This window comes from uncultured Tenacibaculum sp., assembly GCF_947495995.1.
Lineage (GTDB): Bacteria > Bacteroidota > Bacteroidia > Flavobacteriales > Flavobacteriaceae > Polaribacter.
The window spans coordinates 1-23,360 of record NZ_CANMAX010000013.1 but is presented as its reverse complement, the minus strand read 5'-3'; the positions used below and the strand labels follow the sequence as shown (position 1 = coordinate 23,360).

Genomic DNA, 23,360 nt, shown 5'->3' with positions numbered 1-23,360 from the left:
CTAAATACGTAGTAAGTTTCTTAAGTATTGTTGTTAAAAAAACAAAGGTCATCTAATACTAGATGACCTTCGATTTTAGAATGTTAAAGAATTAAATCGATTATTTTTTGATAAGTTTAATTCTAGAAATGATTTGATCATTTACATCAGTAACTCTTAAAATGTAGATTCCAGAAGGTAAGTTACTTACATCAACTTGTCCTCTTTTTTGTTCATTTAAAGAAAAGTTTACAGGCTGACTAATTGTAAATCCTGATAGTGTATGAATAGAAGCTTTCAGATTCATATTAGCCAATACTTTAAACTGATCATTTTCTTTTAAAGTAACTGTTGCAATGTCTACAACTGGGTTTGGTGAAACTTGACCAATTACACTGTTACCAGTTGAAGAATCATCATTTATTACGTCAAATGTTACTGATATAGCTGTACCTGGTTTTCCTTTACCAAATAGTTTTTTATACGGAGTTGCTGTTACTGTATTTGTTCCTAAAGAAAATTTAATTGGAAAGAAGTTTCCACCAAAATCTCCACCAATACTATACGGAGCAAAGTTTTCTACTCTATATCGGTCACGATTATTTAAACCAAATACCACACTTCTGGTATCATCACCTTCAGTATTAGCTAGTACTGAGAAGTTATTAGAATTAAAATCAGCAATATTAATAGTATCACCTTCATTTAATTGACCTATTTCTTCGTTAGTAACAGCATTTATCAAAGTTAAACTTGTTACTACAGGAGCATCACTATCTATTACTTCGAAGTTAATTGTAACTGGAGTTCCATTATCACCTTTTCCATTATCATTTCTGAAAGGAGTTGCAGTAATCGTATTTGTTCCTAATAAAAATGGAGTTCCGAAATACTTAGTTCTTCTGAAAGTAAGATCTCCATTTAATGAATATGGAACACTGTTTTCAGTATTAAAATTAGTACGATCGTTGAAATCGAAAATCACACTTTCTACTCGTGATCCTGTTGTATTAGCCACTACAGAAAAATTATTTCGTCTGAAATCAGCTAAATCAATTGTATCGCCTTCATTTAAAGGTCCGACGATTGTATTATTTGTTGCATTAATCAGAACGAAATCTGTAACAGTTGGCGGATTAGAATCAATTACTTCGAAAGTTATTGTATTCGAGATACCAGTTTCACCTTTACCATTTCTCTCTTCGAAAGGAGTAGCGGTAATTGTGTTACTTCCAAGAGGTAAACTAACTCCTCTAAAGAATCGACCATTAAAATCACCTTTAAGAGAGAACGGAGCTCTATTTTCAGTATTAAAACCTGTTTCTTCATTAAAATCAAAAACTACACTGGTAATATCTAAAGTTCCTTTATTCGCTATTATACTAAAGTTATTTAATCCGTTGTAATCATTTAAGTCAATTACATCTCCATCATTAATGATTCCTACTTCAGTATTTGTTGTAGCATCAACAAGAGTAAAACTAACGATTTCTATAGTTTCTAATACGTTTAATGTTACAGGAACAGTAACTTCTGAAGTTGCAGGATCGTTACTACTTATTAAAATATCAGCATTGTAAGTTGTGTCAGCTTCAAGTCCAGCTGCAGAAAATTCAAGAGGAACTTCTGCTGTACTTCCAGGAGCTACACTTCCCATAATTGGAGGAGTAAAAGTAATAGCTAATTCATTTGTTAAGAATTCAGTATTAAAAATTACTTGTAATCCGTTTTCACCATTCGGACCTTCTATACCAACAGTAGAACTTGTGCTAATTTCAGAGTTAACATTCTTATACTGCATTTTTATAGATCCATCTTTAAATAAGATAATTTGGAAAGTAACTGGTGTTTTAACTGGATTAGATCCAAAACCAGGTACTTCTTCGTATTGTACAATGAAATAATCTTCAAAAGATTGATAGAAAACTCCTTCACCATCTTGAGGTTCTAAATCATCCCATAAACCAGCAATTAAATTATTAGGATTAGCTGTTGCTGGAATTTGTTGATTTAAGAAAGCTCCAAAAGTAGCGGTAATTGGACTAAAACTTAAGAATCCGTTTGCAGCAATTATTACAGAATTTTGATCTTCACCAAAGAAATTAAATGTAAAAGGAAGACTTACGGTTTCATCTCCATCAGCGCCAACATTAGCTAATGTTCCGGTAGCACTAATATCTATAAAGTCGTAAGCAGGACCGCCACTGTTGTTATCAGCCCAAATGTAACCGAATGTACCAGGACCACCACTTGCATTTAAGAATTTAGGTCCGATTCGATCATCAGTTTGCTCTTTAGTAATAATTTGTTGTTCAAATTCAATTTGAGTATAACCAGGTATTCTTACAGAATTTGTAAGGTTTGTCGAGAAAGGAGTTTTAACTAGTGAATAGTTTAACGTACTTCCACCATTATTTTCTATAGTTACGATTTCCGTAGTAGTCTTTTCTCTTTTTAAGGTGATATTTAATGAATCAGGAATAACGTTAATTACAGGAGGATCTACACCTACACCTATTAAAGGAATACTAACAGATTCGTTTCCAAAAGCATCGTTACTTGTAATTACTAAATTATCACCTATTGATCCGACAGAAGTAGGAGCAAAGTTAATAGTTATCGCTTGACTTGCACCTGGTAATATTGGAGCTGAAGAAGTAGATGTTATTGTAAAATCTGAATTCTGATTACTAAAGTCAACTTCTAAAGCTTTACTACCTGTATTTTGAATTAACAAATCAGTGCTACTTTGCAAACCAACAAATATTGGTTCAAATGCAATTGAATCTCTTTGTACTTCTATTCTAGGGAAACCTGTTACGGTTAATTCAATAAGAGAACTACTTGTAGAAGTATCTGGAGAATTACTAGATACAGTTAGTTCATCAAAATAAACACCATCGTTTAAATTTGTTGCGTCTAACGTAACAGTCAAATTTCTTGAACCGCCAGCTGGTACAACTCCAGACATTGGTGAAATGTTAGAAATAAAAGGAGTTAAAGCAACATCTGGTTTTATAAATCGAAGTGCTAATCCATTTTTAATATAATCTGAATTAAATACTACTTGTGCACCATCTGAAGCATCTGCATTTTCGATACCTACTGTGGCAGAGTTTAAGAAAGGAGCAGTTTCTACATCTTCGTAGAAAACATCAATATTTCCATCAGCATGTAAAACGATTTGGAAAGTAACAGTTTCATTTTCTGAACCTAAAAATACAGAAGCATTCGTCCATTGAACAACAAATGTATCATCGATAGTTTGATAATGAACAGCTCCATTGAAGTTTTGAGGCTCTAAATCATCCCATAAACCAGCAATCATATTATTTACGCCATTATCTACTGGAATTTGACTATTAACAAATGTAAGAGTAGAAGCTTCATCAAAAGAGATAAAACCATTTGCGTTTACAGTTGCGTTGGTGTAAGTGTTTCCGTAGAATTCAAAAGGAAATTGTAAAGGAATTCCTAAGCTTCCGTCTCCACCAAGATCAGTAGTGATTTCTGTTCCAGTTCCAGAAATATCAACAAAATTATAAATTGGTCCGCCACTTTCATCACTATCGATCCATGTATAACCAAAGCCATTATCAGTACCTAAACTGTATAATACTTTCGATCCGATTCTGTTATCTGGCGCTCCTTTTTGAGTACTGAAACTACTAAAGTTTAAAATTTTAGTATCGTTAAGTTTTACATCTGGTTTTGCTAAAGCAGCTACTACAGCTAACTCAGGGAAAGAAAACAATAAAGGAGCCTTTCCTTCATTTTTAAGTGATAATTGCGTATCAACCGTATTACCAGCATCTACATTTTCAGATATATTAGTAGGAGTTAATACGGCAATTGGTGGTTCTACACCAACACCATTAACAACTACTTGTAAAGTACTTGCGTTAGAAGCGTCACTATTAACAGTAATAATTCCGTTGATATTACCAGGAGTACCAGGTCTAAAGTTTACGGTAACATCTATACTTTCTCCAGCACCAATTGTTGTAGCGGTTGAGGTAACAGCAAAGAATAAATTGTCTGATGTAATAGAGGAAATATTAATTGGAGAAAGTCCAGAATTAGTAAGTGTAAATATCTTCTCTAATTCATTTCCAATAAAAACGTTATTGAATAAAATAAATTCGTCGGATAATTCAATAAAAGATGTTTGACCAGAAACGTCTAAACTTGTTGCTACAGTAGCTGTAGGGTTAAGAGGATCGTTACTAGAAATTAAAATATCTGAAGCGTAATTACCATTAGGTAAATCTATAGCATCGAAAGTAACTGTAACATCAACAGAAGTTCCTGGTGCAACAGAACCTTCAGATGGCTGTAAGGTAATGCTGTTATTTGTTTGTGCATTTAGAGCTCTAGTTAAGAAAACAAAATCTACAGTAGAATATGTTGAACCACCATCATCACTAATAAAATACGTATTAGGTCGAACTGTAGCGCCATCATTAACTCCTTGTGGGAAGTTTATATCTTGTGGATATTTATGTACAACCCAGAAAGAATCACCATTTGAGAAATTGAAAGATTGATTTAAGTTTTCAATAGCAAATACACCATCTGTACTAGTTTCTGTAATAGTTTGAGATAGTAATAAAGTTCCATCTGCAGGAGTTGCTCCACCTTGATAAATTTCAAGAATTACAGGATCGGTAGATGCCTCTGTTCGGTATCCATTACGAATTGCGGTTAATGTAAAGTTTCTATCTACGTCAAACTTAACAGCAGCGGTTAAAGCTGTTCCATTATTAAATCCTACAAAGTCATCTGGAAAATTTATACCAGCGTCATAAAAAATAGAGTCAATAAGATTTGGAGTATTTTCAAGTGCTTTTCGTTTCAGAGAAGATAATGTAATTCCACCTGAAGATGAAGCCTTTTTAAGCTCATTGGTAATTGTATTTGGAGTTCCGTATTTTGAAAGATCGAATGAAGATAAATTGCTAATTCTTGAATTTGAAGCAAAAGGAGTAAAGGTAACATTACCAACTACTGCGCTAAATTCTAAATTGGCTTCTCCAGTATTTGTTATTGTAAATACTTCTGATTTCGTTGCTGGATTATCTGTTTGCACATCAATAGCTGCTGTTAAACTTGTTGGTGTTACAACAATGCTAGGTGGCGAAACTACAGTTAACGATACAGGAATATTAATAGTTGAATTTTCAGGATCGTTACTCGAAATATTTATAGTAGCACTGTATTCTCCAGTGTCTAAAGCTCTAGTATCAAATTTTACAGCTAAAGTAGTTTCTGATCCGAAATCTACACTACCACTAACCGGTGAAACAGATACAAAAAAAGCATCTTCATCACCATCAATAATTTCAATATTATCAATATTCATAGTAGAAGTAGAAGCTTCCATTTCGGATAGTAATACAATTTGTTCAATCTGATTTGTAGCAGCTCTTCCTCTATAAATTAATGCGTCATCAAAGAAAATGGTCATTGCTGCATCATCTCTATCCACTACAATTCTAAGATTAAAATATCCAGTAGGAGTTGTAGTGTCTATTCTAGTAAAGGCACCTATATCTGAGTCAAAAATGTCAATGGTGTTGTCTGGATTAAAACGAACTCTTGTATTAACCAACTCGGCAGTATTTGATTGAGGAATAAATTCCCAAGTAACACCACTACCTTGAATATTAATATCTGCAGATGCAACCATAAACGGTTCTGATCCTGGAGTAATAGATGGAGTAAATGCTAAGGCACGAGTTGTAGATCCATCTGCTCTTAATTGTACAGATTGTGCTCCTTCTGAAGGATTAGAGTTTGAAACTTGCCAAGTATTTGGAGAAGTTTGCCAACCAAACTGATTGTTTAAATCACCGATTTCATAATTTTCAAAATCAGCAGCAAATAAGTTTGTTACTAAGCGATTAAAAGTATTATTTATTGATATAAGCTTAGTATCTACATTATTATTTATAGAAAAACGAGAAGTAATATTTTCTGTTTTAAATCCATTATCTCGTATAAAGTTATTTGTTTCAAGAATTCTAGTAGCAATAGTATTTTGAGGAACATCATTAATGGTAATGTTGTAGTTCAAAACATCATCACCAGTGTTTTGTATTACTAAATCTCTAGTTACTATTTGTAGTTGTTGTAAAGTCTCATCAAATGAAGTAGGATTTACAGTAATACTAGGAGCTTCAGTTCCATCAATTACTCTAATATTAACAGGAATAGTTACTGTTTCTGAAAAACCGTCAATAGTTAAGCTTACACTTTCTTCGTAATTTCCTTTTGTAACTCCTACAGTGCTAAGTTCAATAGAAAACGTTGTGTTTTCTCCTGCAGGAATTGTAAAATTAGTATTGCTAATTGAACGAATTAATTCAGCATTTGAACTTATAGAAGCATTTACAGTAACTGGATTTTCCGAGCTATTAGAAACAGTGATTTCTTGAGTTATAGTTTCTCCAACATTAAGTTCATCATTAATTTGATTTGGAACAACAGTAATAGGAGCTTGTTCAGCTAAAACCCATCCCATATCTCTAAAGAATCCACGTGTAATATCTCCAATATCGAAATTAGATTCTGCACTACCAATTTGCGGACTCATTAATGAGTTTGGATCACCTGCCGGAAAAGCAGCTTCATCCCAATGTGCAATACTTGAACCGCCTTGAAAAGGATTCGGTGCGAATAACTCTGGATTAGAACCATTATTTGCAGCAACAGCAAATTCTCCATTAATAAAAACATCTCCACTAGTATAAAATATACCTAAATCAACAGAAGGATTCGGTAAATCTAAAACAGAATTGTTATTTCCATCAACGACTAAAGTATCAAAAACAAAAGGATCTCCACCATTGTTGATACTACCAACACCACCAGCAACATTACCACCGTCGATAAAACCTAAACCATGCCCGGCTTCATGAAGTGCTACAGAAACGAAATCAAATAAACCAGCAGGAGTATTTCCATCGGTACCAAAATACCAAGGAATTCCGTTACCTAAGTTTACAACTAAATCAAATTCTGTATCTGGAGCTAAATCTTCTCCAGCAATAGAATTGGCTAAAGCAATAGGATAAAATACATTTGGTTTTGGCGCTCCTGGAAAGTCACGTACAAGTGTTGTTGGACCAGCCGAAGCTAATACACCTGGACCTAAATTTGCAAATTCAGCAGATATACGAATAGGCACAGAAGAAACAATTTCTTCAGCCCAAATAGCTAATGCAAAGTCAAAAGCAGCTCTAGCTTCAGGATTTGCTTGTGCTCCCGGACCGTAAGTAACAATAAGTTCTGCAGTTGTATTTCTTCTTACAAACGTGTTTTTTCTTTTAGAAAGCTGTTGCATTCCCATTCTAGAATGCATGTCTTGAAATTTAGCTGGACAAACGACCTGATTTCCAGGTATTTGTTCCATTTTTTGTGCTTGTGAAGGTTGGAAGTTTAAAAATAGGAGTAGGATGATTGTGTTTAACATCCTTTGCTTAAGTATGGGCAATAGTTTCCCCACCATACTTAACAAGTAATTGTTAATCATGATAATTGATTTTAATAGGTTAATTACCAATGAAGATAAGGAAATTATTTTAGTTTAACTAAAATAAAATATTGTTATACAGTATGTTGCTTGAGGTAAAGAAGTCTAGTGCTTGTACTAAGATTTATGAATAGGGATATTTAAAGTAACTCTAGTTCCTTTTCCTTCTTCAGAATTTAAAAATAATCGTCCGTTTATATATTTAATACGTTCTTTCATAAATGTTAATCCCATTCCACCATCTTTACTAAGTGGTTTTTCAGCATCAAATCCTTTTCCGTTATCGTCAATAACAATGCTAAGAATACTTTCACTGTGCGATATAGACAATAAAATATGAGAAGAATTAGCGTATTTAATTGCATTGTTAATCGCTTCTTGTGTAATCCTATAAATATTGATTTCGGTAAGTGTATCTAATCGTTGATCGAAATTAGTTTTATTGAAAAAGATGATGTTTTTTTCGGTCAATCGGCTTAATTCTTTTGAAAGTTTGGTTAGTGCAGGAACCAATCCATGATCAGAAAGTTCCGAAGGCATTAAATTAAATGTAGCAGTTCGAACTCCTTTTATAATATTACTGGTTTGTTCTTTTAGTTGGCTGATTTTCTCTTTAGTTCTTTCAACATTATCTGGATTCACACTTTCTAAATTGAATTTTAATCCAGTTAGCATTTGTCCGATTCCATCATGAACGTCTTTCGCGATTCTACTTTGTTCTTTTTCTTGATTTTCAATGATTTTCTTTGAAATTATTTTTTGCTGATTCATTTTTTCTTCGAATCCAACTTGTTTCAAATAATCAATCTCTAATTGAGCAGTTTTTTTCTCAGTAATATTTGATGCAATGATTAATAATTCAGACTTTTCATTTGTAGGATTATAAGGAATTATAGCCATTTCTAACCAAATATCTTCTTCACTATTTGTTCTAGCTTTAACTTCTCCTTGCCATCCAGTTTTTTTATTTTTTAAAACCAGTTGTTCTATAGCGTCGCGTTCTTGTGGAATAGGAGAGAGCATGTCCCAAAAGAAATCTTTTTTGAATTTCGAATGTTTAAAAAGACGAGAAAATCGATTTCCCATGTGGATGATTAAACCATTTGGCAAAATACGAGCAGAAAGTAAAGTTTCGTCCATAGCTCTACTTAAAGCTTTTAATTCTTTAACAGATTTTTCTTTCGCTAAACTAAGTTCATCGGCATCAAAAGCCATTTTTTTAGCAAGCTTTTCAGCAGATAATAATTCTGCTAATGTATTTCGAATAGATTTTGCTGTGGGCCAGAAAATAAATAGAAATTCGGCTAAAAGTATGATTAAAGTGATGACCATCAACAATAACTCTAACCTACGTAACCAATTTATCTTTGCATTGGCTTCAACATCATATTGATTTACAATTTCATCCATTTTGGTTAAAAATGGACTTTCATTTGTTTTTAAAATATTGATGTATGAATCGTAAGGTTTTTTAGTTGAAGTATCAGCTTGTTCTACATGATTAATTATAGAGTTTGTAGCACTATTTATGACATCAAAAATCGGATTAATTTCAGTGAACTGCTTACTAACTATAGTGCTGTTATTTCCTGGTAATCCTAAAGAATCATTTCCTTTTTGTAAAGCAACATGAGAAGATTTCCAAAGTGAAAGTGTCTTTTTTAACTGTTCTGTTATTTCTTGTTTTTTAGATGTGTCTTTTTCTGAAAATAATAAAAGTGTTTCTTTAGTAAGTTTTTGACTAAGCATACGTTGTCTACCAGCAATATTAATTACTCTAGAATCACTTTGCTGATTTTTTAAATGCTTACGAATTAAAAACTGACTTACAATTACCGATATTGCTATTGTACTTAACGCAATAACGTATAAACGACTTAATTTTTCAAAGGTTCTTTGATCTAATGAATTGGTATGCTTTGGCATATTGATAATTAACTAATATATTTTAGTTAAGTGCTTTTTGAACTAGAGCTAAACTTTTATCTGAGAATTTAATTTTTAAAGCTTCTTCTTTCCCTTTTTCAGACATTTTTACTAATGTCTTTTTTAGAATGTCGATTACTTTTTCATCATTATGTTTTGCAGCAAATTCTTCAAAATAAAAATCTAGAAATACTAAACATATAACATCTTCTAATGTTTGCGCTTCTTCATTTTTTTTGAGTTGCTTTTTTAAAATAAGAAATCGAACTCTTTTGATAAATTCATCGTCGTAACCAACTTCTGCTAATATGTCACCTGTTATTGATGCATGAGATTTTTTTAATTCTTCACGCCATCTTAAATAACCAACTCTATCCATAGGATATTCATCTCTAGCAATTTTCCAACGACAAATATGTTGTGCTCTAGCGGCTATTTGTAAAGCTCGAGAAGCATTAGGTGTAAATTGTAATAACTTCCTAGACATGCGTTGAGAGTACAATAATTCCTTAGGGAAGTTTGTATTGTTTACAGTATAAATATTAGGGTCTTCAGCATTTTTTTTATCAATTAAAGCTAAAGCAGTTTCAAAACGAGTTGGTTTCATGAACTTTTCAATTAATCTGAAAAACCAATATACACATTTTCTTCTTCTATTTTTACAGGATAAGTAGCTATAGCATCTAAATCGCCATTTAAATTTTCGCCGTTTTCTAAAGAAAATGTCTTTTTGTGTAGTGGACAAGCAACTTTAGGAGTTCCTTTATCATCACCAATCATTCCTCTTGATAAAACCATTTCCATTTTATGTGGACAAACATTTTGACAAGCATACCATTTATTTAATCGTGTAAAATTAAAAACAGCAATCTGTTTGTCTTTGTACTTCACACAAGCACCTCCATCTGTTGGGAAATCATGTATTGATGCAGCTTTAAACCAAACGGTTACTTTTTCCAATTGTGTAGTTGTATACTTATCCAAAATTTCTTCCATATTCTTTGTTGCATTTTGTGTACTTATTAACTCCATGGTTCAGGCATTTTTTGTTCTCGCATTGGCACAAAAACAAGATTATCGTCTTCTTCTTTACTATTCACAAAGTGATTGAAACGTTTCATCATTTCAGGATCATTTATAGCTTGTGTCCATTCACATTTGAATCTATTCACTAAAGTTTGCATTTCTTGTTCTAAATCTTCTGCAATACCTAATTTATCATCAATAATAACTTCTTTTAAATAATCTAAACCACCTTCTAATCGTTCTTGCCAAGCAGCAGTTCGTTGTAACGGTTTAGCAGTTCTCATGTAGAACATTAAATAACGATCTAAATATTTAATGACCGTTTCATTATCAATTTGTTCCGCAAATAATTCAGCATGACGAGGATTTGCACCACCATTTCCACCTACATATAAATTCCAGCCACCTTCTACAGCTATTAATCCAAAATCTTTACCGCGCGCTTCTGCACATTCACGAATACATCCAGAAACTCCACCTTTAATTTTGTGAGGAGCACGAATACCTCGATAACGGTTTTCAAGTTCAATTCCGAAGCTTACACTTTCGTCCATTCCGTAACGACACCAAGTAGATCCAACGCAAGTTTTTACGGTTCTAAGTGATTTTCCATACGCATGTCCACTTTCAAAACCATGACCGATTAAATCTTTCCAAATTAGCGGTAATTGATTTAATGTTGCTCCAAATAGATCAACACGTACACCACCAGTTATTTTAGTATATAAATCATATTTTTTAGCAATCTGACCTAACGCAATAAGTTTATCAGGAGTAATTTCTCCACCAGGAACTCTAGGAACAACAGAATATGTGCCATTTCTCTGAATATTCGCCATAAAACGATCGTTGGAATCTTGAATAGCATATTCTTCATTCGCCGTATCAGCATTAATTGTAGCCATTAAGGAAGCAACCAAAGGCTTACATTTTTCGCAGCCATGACCGCCATTTCCATGATTATCTAATACTTCGTTGAAAGTTTTGTAACCTTTAACCTGAATGATTTTATATAAATCTTGTCGATTTAAATCAAAATGCTCACAAACTGAATCTTTTACTTCTATTCCTAAAGATTTTAAAGTAGCATTGGTTAAATCACTAACCATAGGTTTACATCCACCACAACCAGTTCCGGCTTTTGTACAGCTCACAACTCCGGCTAGATCTGTGGCTTCTCCATTTTCTATAACACCACAAATTTGACCTTTTGTAACACTCTCACAAGAACATATTTGAGCATCATCAGGTAAATCCATTACATCACCAAAAGCAGTATTTCCGTCACCAGCAGGTAAAATTAATTGCGCTGGATCTTCAGGAATTGCCATACCATTTAAATATATCTGATGTAACATACTGTAATCAGAAGTATCACCAACTAAAATACCACCTAGTAATTTTTTACCATCTAAACTGATGTTTATTCTCTTATATAAAAATTGAGTTTTATTTTCAAAAATTATAGAATGTCCTTTGTCTGCAGGCATAAAAGGTTCACCAAAACTAGCAACATCAACACCTATAAGTTTTAATTTGGTAGACATATCGATATCTTCTTGCATAACAGATGCTGAAGTACCAACAATTTGCTCAACAGCAATAGCAGCCATATCATAACCTGGTGCTACTAAACCGTAAATCATTTGGTTGTATAAAGAAACTTCTCCGATAGCATAAATACTTGGATCTGAGGTTTGCATTTTATTATTTACAATAATACCACCTCGAGTTCCTGTTTCTAAATTACATGTTTTAGCAAGTTCATCTCTTGGACGTATTCCAGCTGAAATTATAAGCATATCTACATCTAAACGATCGTCTTCACCAAACTGCATTCCGGTAATTTTTCCATCACCTAAAATTTCACTTGTAGCTTTGCTTAAATGAATATGTAAACCAATAGATTCTAGTTTTAATTGTAATACTTTACTACTTCTAATATCTAACTGTCTTGGCATTAATTTAGGAGCAAATTCAACAACGTGAGGTTCTAATCCCATATCTAAAACAGCTTTACCAGCTTCTAAACCTAATAAACCACCACCTAATATTGCTGCTTTAGCATTTGGTTTTTCAGAGTTTAGCTTATCTGCATAGGCAAGCATTCCTTCTAAATCTTCAATGGTACGATATACAAAAACACCATTTTTTTCTACACCTTTGATATTAGGAACAAAAGGAGATGATCCAGTAGCCAATACTAAATAATCATAATTATATTCTTTACCATGAATCGTTTCTATAGTTTTAGCAACCTTATCTATACTATTAACTCTAGTGTTGGTAATTAAATCAATATTATTATCGTTATACCATTCTACAGGAGCCATTTCAAGTGCTTTGGCATCTTTATTTTCAAAATATTCACTTAGATGAACTCTATCATAAGCAGGTCTTGGTTCTTCTCCAAAAACAGTAATTTTAAAATCTTTTGAAGTTGTTTGTTCTGTGAATTTTTCACAGAATTTATATCCAACCATTCCATTTCCGACAACGATAATGTGTTTCATATTCATTGATTTTGAATATAAAACTACGTATAAATACTTAATTAAATACGTAAAAAGAAGTAAAAAAGTACGTGTTTATAGCTTTATTTTGAGATTAAAGAATATGGCTATCTTTTTTTATAAATGTGATAATTTATAGGGTTTTAAATTAAATAGTTATTAAATGTTTAGTGATATGATTTTTTAGTTTGATTATGCTTTAAAAGAGAGAAAAGTAAATTATCGAACTATTTTACCCATACAACAACTATACAAGGTGATTTTCATGGTCATTTCAAAATAAATAATGTTAAATTGGGGATACAAATAACCAAATTTATGTTAGGATTAATATCATTTATAGGATTTACAGTACTAGTTGCTGTTGTTTCATGGAGTGCAACTCGTAAAACTAATGAAGACACATCTGAAGGCTATTTCTTAGGAGGAAGAAGCTTAACTGCAGGTGTAATTGCAGGATCATTATTACTTACAAATTTATCAACCGAACAAATAGTCGGTTTAAACGGAGCGGCATTTTCAGAAGGAATTTTAGTAATGGCTTGGGAAACCTTAGCAGCTATAGCTATGGTAGTAACAGCTGTGTTTTTATTACCACGTTATTTAAAAAGTGGTTTAATTACAATTCCTCAATTCTTAGCAGAACGATTCGATACAACTACAAAAACATTAACTTCTGTATTGTTTCTAACAGGTTATGCAGTTGTTTTGTTGCCTACGATATTATATTCAGGTTCTTTAGCTATCAGTGGAATGTTTGATGTTCCGTCAATTTTAGGAGTATCTAAAGAGGTTGCTTTGTGGATTTGTGTTTGGTCTATTGGTATTATAGGCTCTATTTACGCAGTATTTGGTGGATTAAAAGCGGTAGCAGTTTCTGATGCAATAAATGCTATTGGTTTATTAATTGGAGGAATTTTAATCCCGTTATTCGGATTATTATTAATAGGAGATAATGATTTGGTAAAAGGTATTGAAGTTTTACAAGAAAAAATACCAAACCATTTTGATTCAATAGGAGATACTGCAGCTTCAGTTCCGTTTGCAACTATTTTTACAGGAATGATGTTAGTGCAATTGTTTTACTGGGGAACAAATCAGCAAATTATTCAACGAGCACTAGGAGCTAAAAATTTAAAAGAAGGACAGAAAGGATTATTATTAGGAGCTTTCATAAAAATATTAGGTCCGTTAATTGTTGTTTTACCAGGAGTTATAGCATATTACATGTCAACACAAGGAATGTTAGATGTAGGTGCACCAGATGAAGCGTATGGAGCTTTAGTAAGAAATGTATTACCAAAAGAATTTATCGGATTTTTTGCAGCTGTATTATTCGGAGCTATTTTAAGTTCCTTTAATAGTGTGTTAAATAGTTCTGTAACCTTATTCGGAATCGATATTTACAAAGAACATATAAAGCCAGAAGCAGATGAAAAAGAAGTAGTGAAATACGGAAAAGCTTTTGGAATTATTTTAGCAATTGCTGCAATGTTTATTGCCCCGTTTCTATCAAGTTTAGAAAGTATATTCGCTTATTTACAACAAGTAAATGGAGTATATAGTATTCCTATTTTAACAATCATTTTTGTAGGATTTGTTACTAAAAGAGTACCAGCTATTGCTGCTAAAATAGGATTGTTAACAGGTTCAATTTTATATATAATAAGTGAATTCGTTTTACGTCCAAGTTTTGTAGATTCAGCCCTAGAAGAAGCAAAAAAATCAGGAGAAATAATTAATGAGACTTTAGTAAAAGCAGAAGCTTATCCACACTTTCTTCATATTATGGCTATTCTTTTCGTTTTGAATACGATAATCATGTTATTAATAGGTAAATTAAAACCGAAAGCAGTGCCTTATGAGCAAAAAGAATCGAAGCAAGTAGACATTGTACCTTGGAAACATACTAAGTTGGTTGGTGTTTTTATTTGTATTATTGTAATTCTAATCTATTTCTATTTCTCTTAATTGAAAAGTTTTAATTTTTATTATTTCTTATGCTTCTTGAGTTTTATTTCAGTTAATGCTCAAGAATTGCCGTTGATAAATCATTTTTATCCAGAAGATTACAATGCAGAATCTCAAAATTGGTCAATAAGTCAAGCTGATAATGGCTTTATCTACGTAGCCAATAACAAAGGATTATTAGAATTTAATGGAGCAAACTGGAATTTATATCCAACTCCAAATCAAACAATAATGCGATCTGTAAATGCAAGTAAAGACAAGATATATACTGGTTTTTACATGGATTTTGGATATTGGAAACGTGATGAATATGGAGTTTTACATTATACATCTTTAGTTAAGGAAAATAATATTGGAGTATTACCAGATGAACAATTTTGGAATATTTTCGAATTAGATGGTTGGGTTTTATTTCAATCACTACAACGAATTTACATTTACAATACCAATACAAAAGTTACTAAAGTTATTAATTCTGAAACCTCTATCACTAAAATGTACAAGGTAGATGGTACAATTTATTTTCAAGAATTAGGTAAAGGAATTTTTAAAATAGAAAAAGGGATAGCAAAATTAGTAACTGCTATAGATGAATTAAAAACTAACATAGTTGTATTAGTTTTTAAAGATAAAGATGATCTTGTTTTTTTAACACAGAATAAAGGTTTTTATACTAAAGAGAAAAGCTACTTTTTTAACGAAAAGCTGTTAACTTATTTACAAGGAAAGACTGTATACAGTGCGCATCGTTTTAAAGATAATAATTTCATTATAGGAACTATATCTAATGGAATGATCTACAGTAGTGATTCTGGAGAAATTATTTACCATTTAAATCAGAATAAAGGATTATCAAACAATACAGTTTTAACCACTTTTGAAGATAAAAAAGGAGACTTGTGGTTGGGATTAGATAATGGGATAAATAAAATAGATCTTACTTCTTCTACACGAATTTTTAAAGATGTCAAAGGAAAATTAGGTACAGTTTATACTTCTAAAATATTGAATGATCATTTGTATTTAGGTACTAATCAAGGATTGTTTTTTAAGAAATATCCTTCCTCAGGTGATTTTCAATTTATCGAAAATACTCAGGGACAAGTTTGGAGTTTAGATTTAATTGATGATACACTTTTTTGTGGTCATAATTCTGGAACTTTTATAGTTAAAGACGGATCAGCTCAGAAAGTTAGTGATATACAAGGAACTTGGGGAATTAAAAAAATAGCTCAAAATACGTTGTTGCAAGGAAACTATGACGGATTATATATCATTAAAAAATCAGGTAACGATTGGAAATTATCACACAAAATCAAAGGCTTTCATAATTCATGTAAATTCTTTGAATTACATCACAGCAATACGATTTTTATTAATCACGAGTATAAAGGAGTTTACAAATTAAAAGTAGATGACGGTTTCAAAAACGTAATTTCGTCTGAAATAGATACGTCTTTAGTCAAAGGAATTCATTCAAGTCTAATAAAATATCAGAACAACATTATTTATGCATATAAAGGTGGTGTTTTTCAGTATTTTGATAAAGCTCAAAAGTTCGTTAAAGATGAAATTTTAAGTCAGTTATTACCTGAAAATGATTTTTTATCAGCGAATTTGGTACTTTCCGAAGATGAAAATAAGCTGTTTGGTTTTACTAAAGAGAATATTATTTTTTTAAGACCAGATAAGTTTAGTTCTAATACTATTGTAACAAGAAAAGGAATTGCAAATACAATTAGAAAAGGAGCTATTGGATATGAAAATATAGAAAAAATTGCTGACGATAAATATTTAATAGGTACGTTAAATGGTTATTTGATCACGGATTTAAAAGGAGATAAAAGTCTAAACTATGAGTTAGGAATAAATTCAATTAGAAACCATGCTGTTAATGGAGAACCACATTATTTAGAAAAGAATATTAAGTCTCCAGTAGAATTATCTTCAAAAGATAATAGTCTAGAATTTTCATACAGTGTTCCTTATTTATCTAAAGATGTGTTAGTGAAATATCAATACTTTTTAGATGGATATACAGACAGTTGGAGTCCTTGGTCTACTAAAAATAGCGAGTTATTTGAGAATTTACCTTTTGGTTCTTACACATTTAAAGTAAGAGCAAAAATAGGAGACGAATTGGTAGAAAACATTCCAGAATATTCTTTTGTAATTCATAGAGCTTGGTATTTATCGAATTGGGCAATTGCTTGTTATGTGTTATTTGTTTTCTTGTTTTCTGTATTTATGGATAGATTATACAAAACATATTATAGAAGACAACGAGAAGAGTTATTGCAAAAGCAAGAAAAAGAGTTTCAGCTTAAAACATTGGAAAATGAAAAAACATTGATGAAAATCAAAAATGAACAGTTGAAACAAGATGTAGAAAGTAAAAGTAGAGAACTTGCAATTTCTACAATGAGTATGATTAAGAAAAATGAATTGTTGAGTACTTTAAAAAAGGAGATTGTAAAAGGAGATGAGAAAAGCTTACAAAGTGTTATTAAAATAATTGATAAAAACTTAAATAATACAGACGATTGGCAAATGTTTGAAGAAGCATTTAATAATGCTGATAAAGATTTTATTAATAAAATGAAAAAGAAACACAAAGAGTTAACTCCTAACGATTTAAGATTATGTGCTTATTTAAGATTAAACTTATCGTCTAAAGAAATAGCACCATTATTAAATATTTCACCACGAAGTGTAGAAGTTAAACGATACCGTTTGCGTAAAAAAATGGATTTAGCACATGATGTAAATCTAACGTCTTATATATTAGAGATATAAATACTACAACAATTACTTGTTTTCAGCCATACATTACCACAACATTTGTGTGTTTAAGTGATTTTTAAATCTTTAAAATGCTGATTTTTATTGGGTTTTAAAGTTTTTTTATGATGTATGTTTTTTGTATTGGGGTTTGTTGATTAATTAATAAAAATTCAAGGGTATTTTTATGATATAATCAAAAACTCGTTTTATGAGAAAATTAATTACACTATTATTTTCGATATCTATAGTTGTAATACAAGCACAAGAAATAAGTGTTAGTGGTAAAGTAACAGATGCAAATACAGGTGAACCAATACCAGGGGTAAGTATTCTTATTAAGGATACACAAAAAGGTACAGAAACCGACTTTGACGGAAACTATACACTTAACGTAAACAAGGGAGTATCATTGGTGTTCTCTTCTTTAGGTTATGTATCAAAAACTATAGTTGTAAACAACAAACAAATAAATGTATCATTAGCAGAAGATTCACAACGGTTAGAAGAAATTGTTATCATAGGTTATGGTAAAAAATCTAAAAAAGATGTTACAGGAGCGGTTTCTTTAGTAAGCTCAGAAACTATAGAAGATTTAAAACCTGTAGATGCAAGTTTAGCATTACAAGGTACAACATCAGGAGTTTCAATAAACACAGCATCGGGTTCTCCGGGTAGTGGTTTTAATATTTTAATTCGTGGTATCAGTTCTAACAGAGCAAACGGACCATTAGTTGTTATTGACGGATTGGCAGGCGCTAATTTAAATACCTTAAACCCTAATGATATTGAGTCTATTTCTGTATTGAAAGATGCACAAGCTGCAATCTACGGAATCCAAGGTGCTAACGGGGTTATTTTAGTAACTACGAAATCAGGTAGAAAAAATGCTAAAATGAAAATAACCTACGATGGTTATACAGGAATTCAAGAAACTACTAAAAGACTTGATTATTTAAATGCAACTGAATATGCATTTTTACTGAATGAAAGTTATGCTGCAGGCGGACAAGCATTACCTTTTCCTAATCCTTCATCAATAACAAATAATACAGATTGGCAAGATCAGATTTTTTCAACAGCTTTTATGATGAATCATAACGTTGGAATTTCAGGTGGATCAGAAAAGATAAATTATTACATCGGAGCTTCTAGATTAGAACAAGATGGTATCATTGCACCAGAGAAATCTAATTTTATTAGAAATAATATTCGATTAACGTTGGGTATCGATTTAAGTGATAAAGTTAAAATTTCAACAACTACAAATTACTTCACAACAAGTAGGTTAAGTATAGCAGAAAATGGTTTAGGATCAGTTTTATTTAATGCTCTAAATTACGCTCCAACTTATGCAGTTGATCAAGAGGATTTAACTGGATTCCTTGGAAACGAAGTAATAAATCCATTATCTCAAATTAGAGATACTTACAACGATTATTTCGGAAGCAATTTAGAAGGAACAATCCAATTAGATTATACACCGATAAAAGATTTAACAATAACTTCTCGAGTAGGATATAAAACCTTTAGTGATAAAGGAAAAACTTTTTCTCCGATTGTAAATTATGGTGCAGGAAAAGTATTTAACAGAGATCGAAGTCAAGTCGATCAATCAAGAACTAACTCGAACAACTACAACTGGGAGACTTTTATCAATTACAAAAGAACTTTTTACGAAGATCATAATGTAGATGTTACACTAGGAACTAGTATGCAAAGAAGTTGGGGAGACGGGCTGTTCGCAACAGGATTTGATATACCAAATAATGCTTGGGAATTTGCAGACATCAGTTTAGCCAACGGAATTAATAATGCTTTAACCAACGGTTCTTTTGTTTTTGATAATCGATTATTATCATATTTCGCAAGATTACAGTACGATTACAAAGGAAAATATTTAATCTCTGGTATGATTCGTAGAGATGCTGCTTCAGATTTTACTCCAGAAAATAGAGTAGATTATTTTCCATCGGTTACAGCAGGTTGGAAAGTCACAGAAGAAGACTTTATGAAGAATGTCGATTTTATCAACTTCTTAAAGTTAAGAGCAAGTTATGGTTTCTTAGGAACAAATGCTGGTGGAAACTTATTTAGAGCACAATTAAACGGAGAAGGAACTTATGTGTTCGATAACATGTTAGTTAACGGAATTGCAGTAGGAACTCTACCAAATACTGAAGCGAGATGGGAAAGAGGAGAGAAATTGGATATTGGTTTCGATTTAAATTTATTCAATAATAAACTAGAAATAGTAGCAGATTACTTTAGAGAAGATCGTAACGATTTATTAATTCCGAATATTCCAGTTTCAGGTATTACAGGAATTGCTGCTCCAGGTTCAGGAAGTCCTACAGTAAATGCGGGAACATCTAGAGTAAACGGATTTGAATTTGCAGTGAAGTATAAAGATAATATTGGAGACGATTTTTCTTACAATATAAGTTATAATGTAACTAAAGTTGATGGAGAAGTAACAAAGATCAATGGAGATGTTGTTATTGAAGGTGGTGCTTTTGGTGTTGGACAACCTGCGCCTTCTAGAATGGAAGTTGGTCAGCCAATAGGATATTTCTACGGATTACAAACAGACGGAATTTTCCAAACTACAGATGAAGTAAATAATTCACCTTCTCAAGCTGGTCTATTAGGAATAGACGCTGTTCCAGGTGATATTAAATATGTCGATGTAAATGGAGATGGAGTAATTGATTTTGATGATAGAACAAACATCGGTAATCCTCAAGCAGAGTTCATAATGGGATTAAATCTAGGTTTTAGTTATAAAAACTGGGATTTCGGAACCTACATGTATGCAGAGTTAAATAAAGAAATGGTTAGAAACTACGAAAGAGATCAGCCTAATGTAAACAGACCAGCATTTTATTTAGATAGATGGAGAGGTCCTGGTACAAGTAACGAAGTACCAAGAGTAACCACAGGAGCTACAAACAATAGATTGTTTTCAAGTTTCTTTGTTGAAGATGCTTCATTCTTAAGAATTCAAAATATCCAAATAGGATATAGTTTACCACAAACACTTTTAGATAATATAGGTTTTTCAAAAGTAAGATTATATACAACCGTAAATAATGCATTTACGTTTACAAATTATAAAGGGTTTGATCCTGCAGCCACTACAGGTCAGGCTATAGGAGGAGGAATAGATTACGGATTTTATCCTGTATCTCGTCAGTATTTGTTAGGATTAAATTTAGCTTTTTAAAAAGATAGAAAAATGAAAAAATATATAAAAGCAATAATAGTATTTACATTCATTTTAGTAGTAGGAGTTTCATTCTACGGATGTTCAGATGATTTCTTAGATGATGTAAATGAGTTTAGTATAGATTCAGAAAACTTCTTCAATTCAGAAGATGATTATTACCAAGCTTTAGTTGGTGCTTACGATTTATTACAGTCTACATATGTAAATGCTATGTTAGGAGAAATTGCTTCTGATAATAGCTTATGTGGAGGTGAAAGTGCTACTGATGTCATAGGTTTTCAACAAATCGATGATATGATTCATACAGAAGTTAATAGCAATCTTAGAGATATTTGGAATTGGATGTTTGCTGGAGTAAATAGAGCAAATTACATTCTTGAATTTAAAGACAAAACAGATTTTCAAGGAAAAGAAATCATCATTGCAGAAGCACGATTTTTAAGAGCATATTATCACTTTGAATTAGTAAAATGGTTCGGAGGAATTCCTTTAAAAGGAGATGCTAGATTTAATGTTGGTGATGAAAAAACAATTCCAAGATCAACTCCGGCTGAAGTTTACGCTTCTATTGAGGCAGATTTACAATTTGCAATCGCAAATTTATCATACACTTCTCCACAAGTAGGAAGAGCAAATAGAGGTTCTGCACAAGCTTTATTAGGTAAAGCATATTTATATCAAGATAAGTTTGCTGAGGCAACAAATGTTTTAGAAGATTTAATTAATAATGGTCCATTCAATTTAGTCACAGATTACAGTATCATTTTTGAGAGTAACGGAGAAAACGGGGTTGAATCTGTTTTTGAAGTACAATATACAGATGTTGAAGGAGCTGGATTTGGATGTTTACAGTGTAGTGAAGGTAATGTTGCTGTTGGTTTTAATGGAATTAGGAATTATAACGGACCAACGTACGATTCTGGTTTTAGTTTCAATATACCAGTTCAAGAAGTTTACGATGCTTTTGATGCTGATGATAATAGACGTGATGTTGCAATTTTAGATATCAATGCTTGGGCAGCTAGTACTGGAGCGACATTTAGTGAAGGTTTCGAGCATACAGGTTATTACAATAGAAAATACATTGCTAGAAAGGGAGATTTAAATACAGGAGATGCTAATCTTACCAATCCAAATAATTACAGAGCAATTCGTTTTGCTGATGTTTTATTAATGGCTGCGGAAGCTTTAAATAGAGGAGGAATTAGTGATGGAAGAGCACAAGAATATGTGAATCGTGTGCGTAGAAGAGCATTCGGAGATATGAACCATGATATTAATGCTACAGGAAGTACACTTACTCAAGCTATTTATGACGAAAGAAGGTTAGAATTTGTTGGTGAAGGTCATCGATTCTTTGACTTAGTTCGTACAGGGAATGGAAATTTAATTAATGGATTTACTCCAAACAAAAACGAATTATTCCCTATTCCTATTGAAGAAATTCAGTTCTCAAACGGAAATTGGAGTCAAAATCCAGGGTATTAATTAAAACACTAAATCATGAAGAAAATATATTATATCATATTAGGCTTGTTATTTTTTACAGGCTGTATAGAAGAAGATAGAGATTTATCTTTTGCTGATAGTATTGTTGCTCCAAGTAATGTTGCTGCAACCTATACTATTACACAAGATAATACAGGATTAGTAACGATTACGCCAACAGCAGATGGTGCAAATAGTTTTAAAGTTTACTTTGGAGATGGTACTACTGATTTTGCTGATGTTGAAGCCGGTCAAAGTGTTGCTCATACTTATGCAGAAGGGACATACAATGTAAAAATAGAGGCTTTTAATGTAGGCGGATTAAAAACAGAAGTAATACAAGAATTGGTAGTTTCTTTTAAAGCACCAGAAAATTTAATGGTTACTATTGAAAATAATTCAGGAGTTTCAAAACAAGTTGATGTAACAGTCACAGCAGATTATGCTACGATGTATGAATTCTATTCAGGAGAATCAGGAGTAAGTCAACCAGTAGCGACAGCAAACATTGGAGAATCGTTAAGTTATGTGTATCAAAATCCTGGAGATTACGATATTCGAGTTGTAGCAAAAGGAGCTGCAATTGCAACAACAGAGTACACAGCTACTTTTACAGTTACAGAAATTTTAGCGCCAACAATGGCGGCTCCAACACCAAGAAACAGAGAAGCTGCTGATGTAGTTTCATTATTTAGTGAAGCATATACAGATGTAACTGTTGATACTTGGAACACAGTTTGGAGTGCAGCAAGTTTCGAAGATGTTATGATTGATGGAAATGCGACAAAAAAATATACGGCTTTAAACTTTAACGGTATAGAAACAGTAAGTTCTTTCGTAGATGCATCAGGAATGGAGTTTATCCATTTAGATGTTTGGACACCAAATATTACAGCGTTCCGATTAAAGTTAG

Annotated in this window: 9 protein-coding genes and 1 pseudogene; 5 read left to right on the top strand and 5 right to left on the bottom strand. The window is 32.0% G+C overall.

The window, feature by feature from the left end:
* Nucleotides 1–100: 100 nt before the first annotated feature.
* The 5 genes from Q1A15_RS19905 to nirB all read right to left on the bottom strand — a co-directional run bounded on the left by Q1A15_RS19905 (nucleotide 101) and on the right by nirB (nucleotide 12,978).
* Complete coding sequence (locus tag Q1A15_RS19905; protein WP_299628036.1) at nucleotides 101–7,393, bottom strand: choice-of-anchor D domain-containing protein; 7,293 nt, start codon at nucleotides 7,391–7,393, stop codon at nucleotides 101–103.
* A gap of 237 nt (nucleotides 7,394–7,630) precedes the next feature.
* Nucleotides 7,631–9,439, bottom strand: coding sequence for a type IV pili methyl-accepting chemotaxis transducer N-terminal domain-containing protein (locus Q1A15_RS19900; protein WP_299628034.1), 1,809 nt, complete (start codon nucleotides 9,437–9,439; stop codon nucleotides 7,631–7,633).
* Nucleotides 9,440–9,461: 22 nt separating this feature from the next.
* The gene (locus Q1A15_RS19895) at nucleotides 9,462–10,046 is read right to left on the bottom strand and encodes a DUF4202 domain-containing protein (RefSeq protein ID WP_299628032.1); all 585 of its coding nucleotides are present in this window, start codon (nucleotides 10,044–10,046) and stop codon (nucleotides 9,462–9,464) included.
* Nucleotides 10,047–10,057: 11 nt separating this feature from the next.
* Nucleotides 10,058–10,435, bottom strand: a complete 378-nt coding sequence (gene nirD / locus Q1A15_RS19890; protein WP_299628119.1) for a nitrite reductase small subunit NirD — start codon at nucleotides 10,433–10,435, stop codon at nucleotides 10,058–10,060.
* Nucleotides 10,436–10,461: 26 nt separating this feature from the next.
* On the bottom strand, nucleotides 10,462–12,978 hold the full coding sequence (gene nirB / locus Q1A15_RS19885; RefSeq protein WP_299628030.1) for a nitrite reductase large subunit NirB: 2,517 nt from the start codon (nucleotides 12,976–12,978) through the stop codon (nucleotides 10,462–10,464).
* A gap of 318 nt (nucleotides 12,979–13,296) precedes the next feature.
* On the opposite strand from nirB, the gene Q1A15_RS19880 reads away from it, so the two are divergent.
* The 5 genes and pseudogenes from Q1A15_RS19880 to Q1A15_RS19860 all read left to right on the top strand — a co-directional run.
* Nucleotides 13,297–14,949, top strand: a complete 1,653-nt coding sequence (locus Q1A15_RS19880) for a solute:sodium symporter family transporter (RefSeq protein ID WP_299628028.1) — start codon at nucleotides 13,297–13,299, stop codon at nucleotides 14,947–14,949.
* Nucleotides 14,950–14,985: 36 nt separating this feature from the next.
* A complete protein-coding gene (locus Q1A15_RS19875; protein WP_299628026.1) occupies nucleotides 14,986–17,745 on the top strand; it encodes a LuxR C-terminal-related transcriptional regulator in 2,760 nt (919 codons plus the stop codon).
* Nucleotides 17,746–17,941: 196 nt separating this feature from the next.
* Entirely contained in the window at nucleotides 17,942–20,956 is a 3,015-nt protein-coding gene (locus Q1A15_RS19870) for a TonB-dependent receptor (RefSeq protein WP_299628024.1), read from the top strand.
* A gap of 12 nt (nucleotides 20,957–20,968) precedes the next feature.
* Nucleotides 20,969–22,447, top strand: a complete 1,479-nt coding sequence (locus Q1A15_RS19865; RefSeq protein ID WP_299628023.1) for a RagB/SusD family nutrient uptake outer membrane protein — start codon at nucleotides 20,969–20,971, stop codon at nucleotides 22,445–22,447.
* A 15-nt stretch (nucleotides 22,448–22,462) separates the two neighbouring features.
* Nucleotides 22,463–23,360: pseudogene (locus Q1A15_RS19860) on the top strand (hypothetical protein); the annotation flags it as partial.

What these genes read in the sequence shown, in the direction of transcription:
- Q1A15_RS19905 (WP_299628036.1), bottom strand. Translation starts at nt 7,393, where the DNA reads ATGGAACAAATACCTGGAAATCAGGTCGTTTGTCCAGCTAAATTTCAA.
- Q1A15_RS19900 (WP_299628034.1), bottom strand. Translation starts at nt 9,439, where the DNA reads ATGCCAAAGCATACCAATTCATTAGATCAAAGAACCTTTGAAAAATTA.
- Q1A15_RS19895 (WP_299628032.1), bottom strand. Translation starts at nt 10,046, where the DNA reads ATGAAACCAACTCGTTTTGAAACTGCTTTAGCTTTAATTGATAAAAAA.
- nirD (WP_299628119.1), bottom strand. Translation starts at nt 10,435, where the DNA reads ATGGAAGAAATTTTGGATAAGTATACAACTACACAATTGGAAAAAGTA.
- nirB (WP_299628030.1), bottom strand. Translation starts at nt 12,978, where the DNA reads ATGAAACACATTATCGTTGTCGGAAATGGAATGGTTGGATATAAATTC.
- Q1A15_RS19880 (WP_299628028.1), top strand. Translation starts at nt 13,297, where the DNA reads ATGTTAGGATTAATATCATTTATAGGATTTACAGTACTAGTTGCTGTT.
- Q1A15_RS19870 (WP_299628024.1), top strand. Translation starts at nt 17,942, where the DNA reads ATGAGAAAATTAATTACACTATTATTTTCGATATCTATAGTTGTAATA.
- Q1A15_RS19865 (WP_299628023.1), top strand. Translation starts at nt 20,969, where the DNA reads ATGAAAAAATATATAAAAGCAATAATAGTATTTACATTCATTTTAGTA.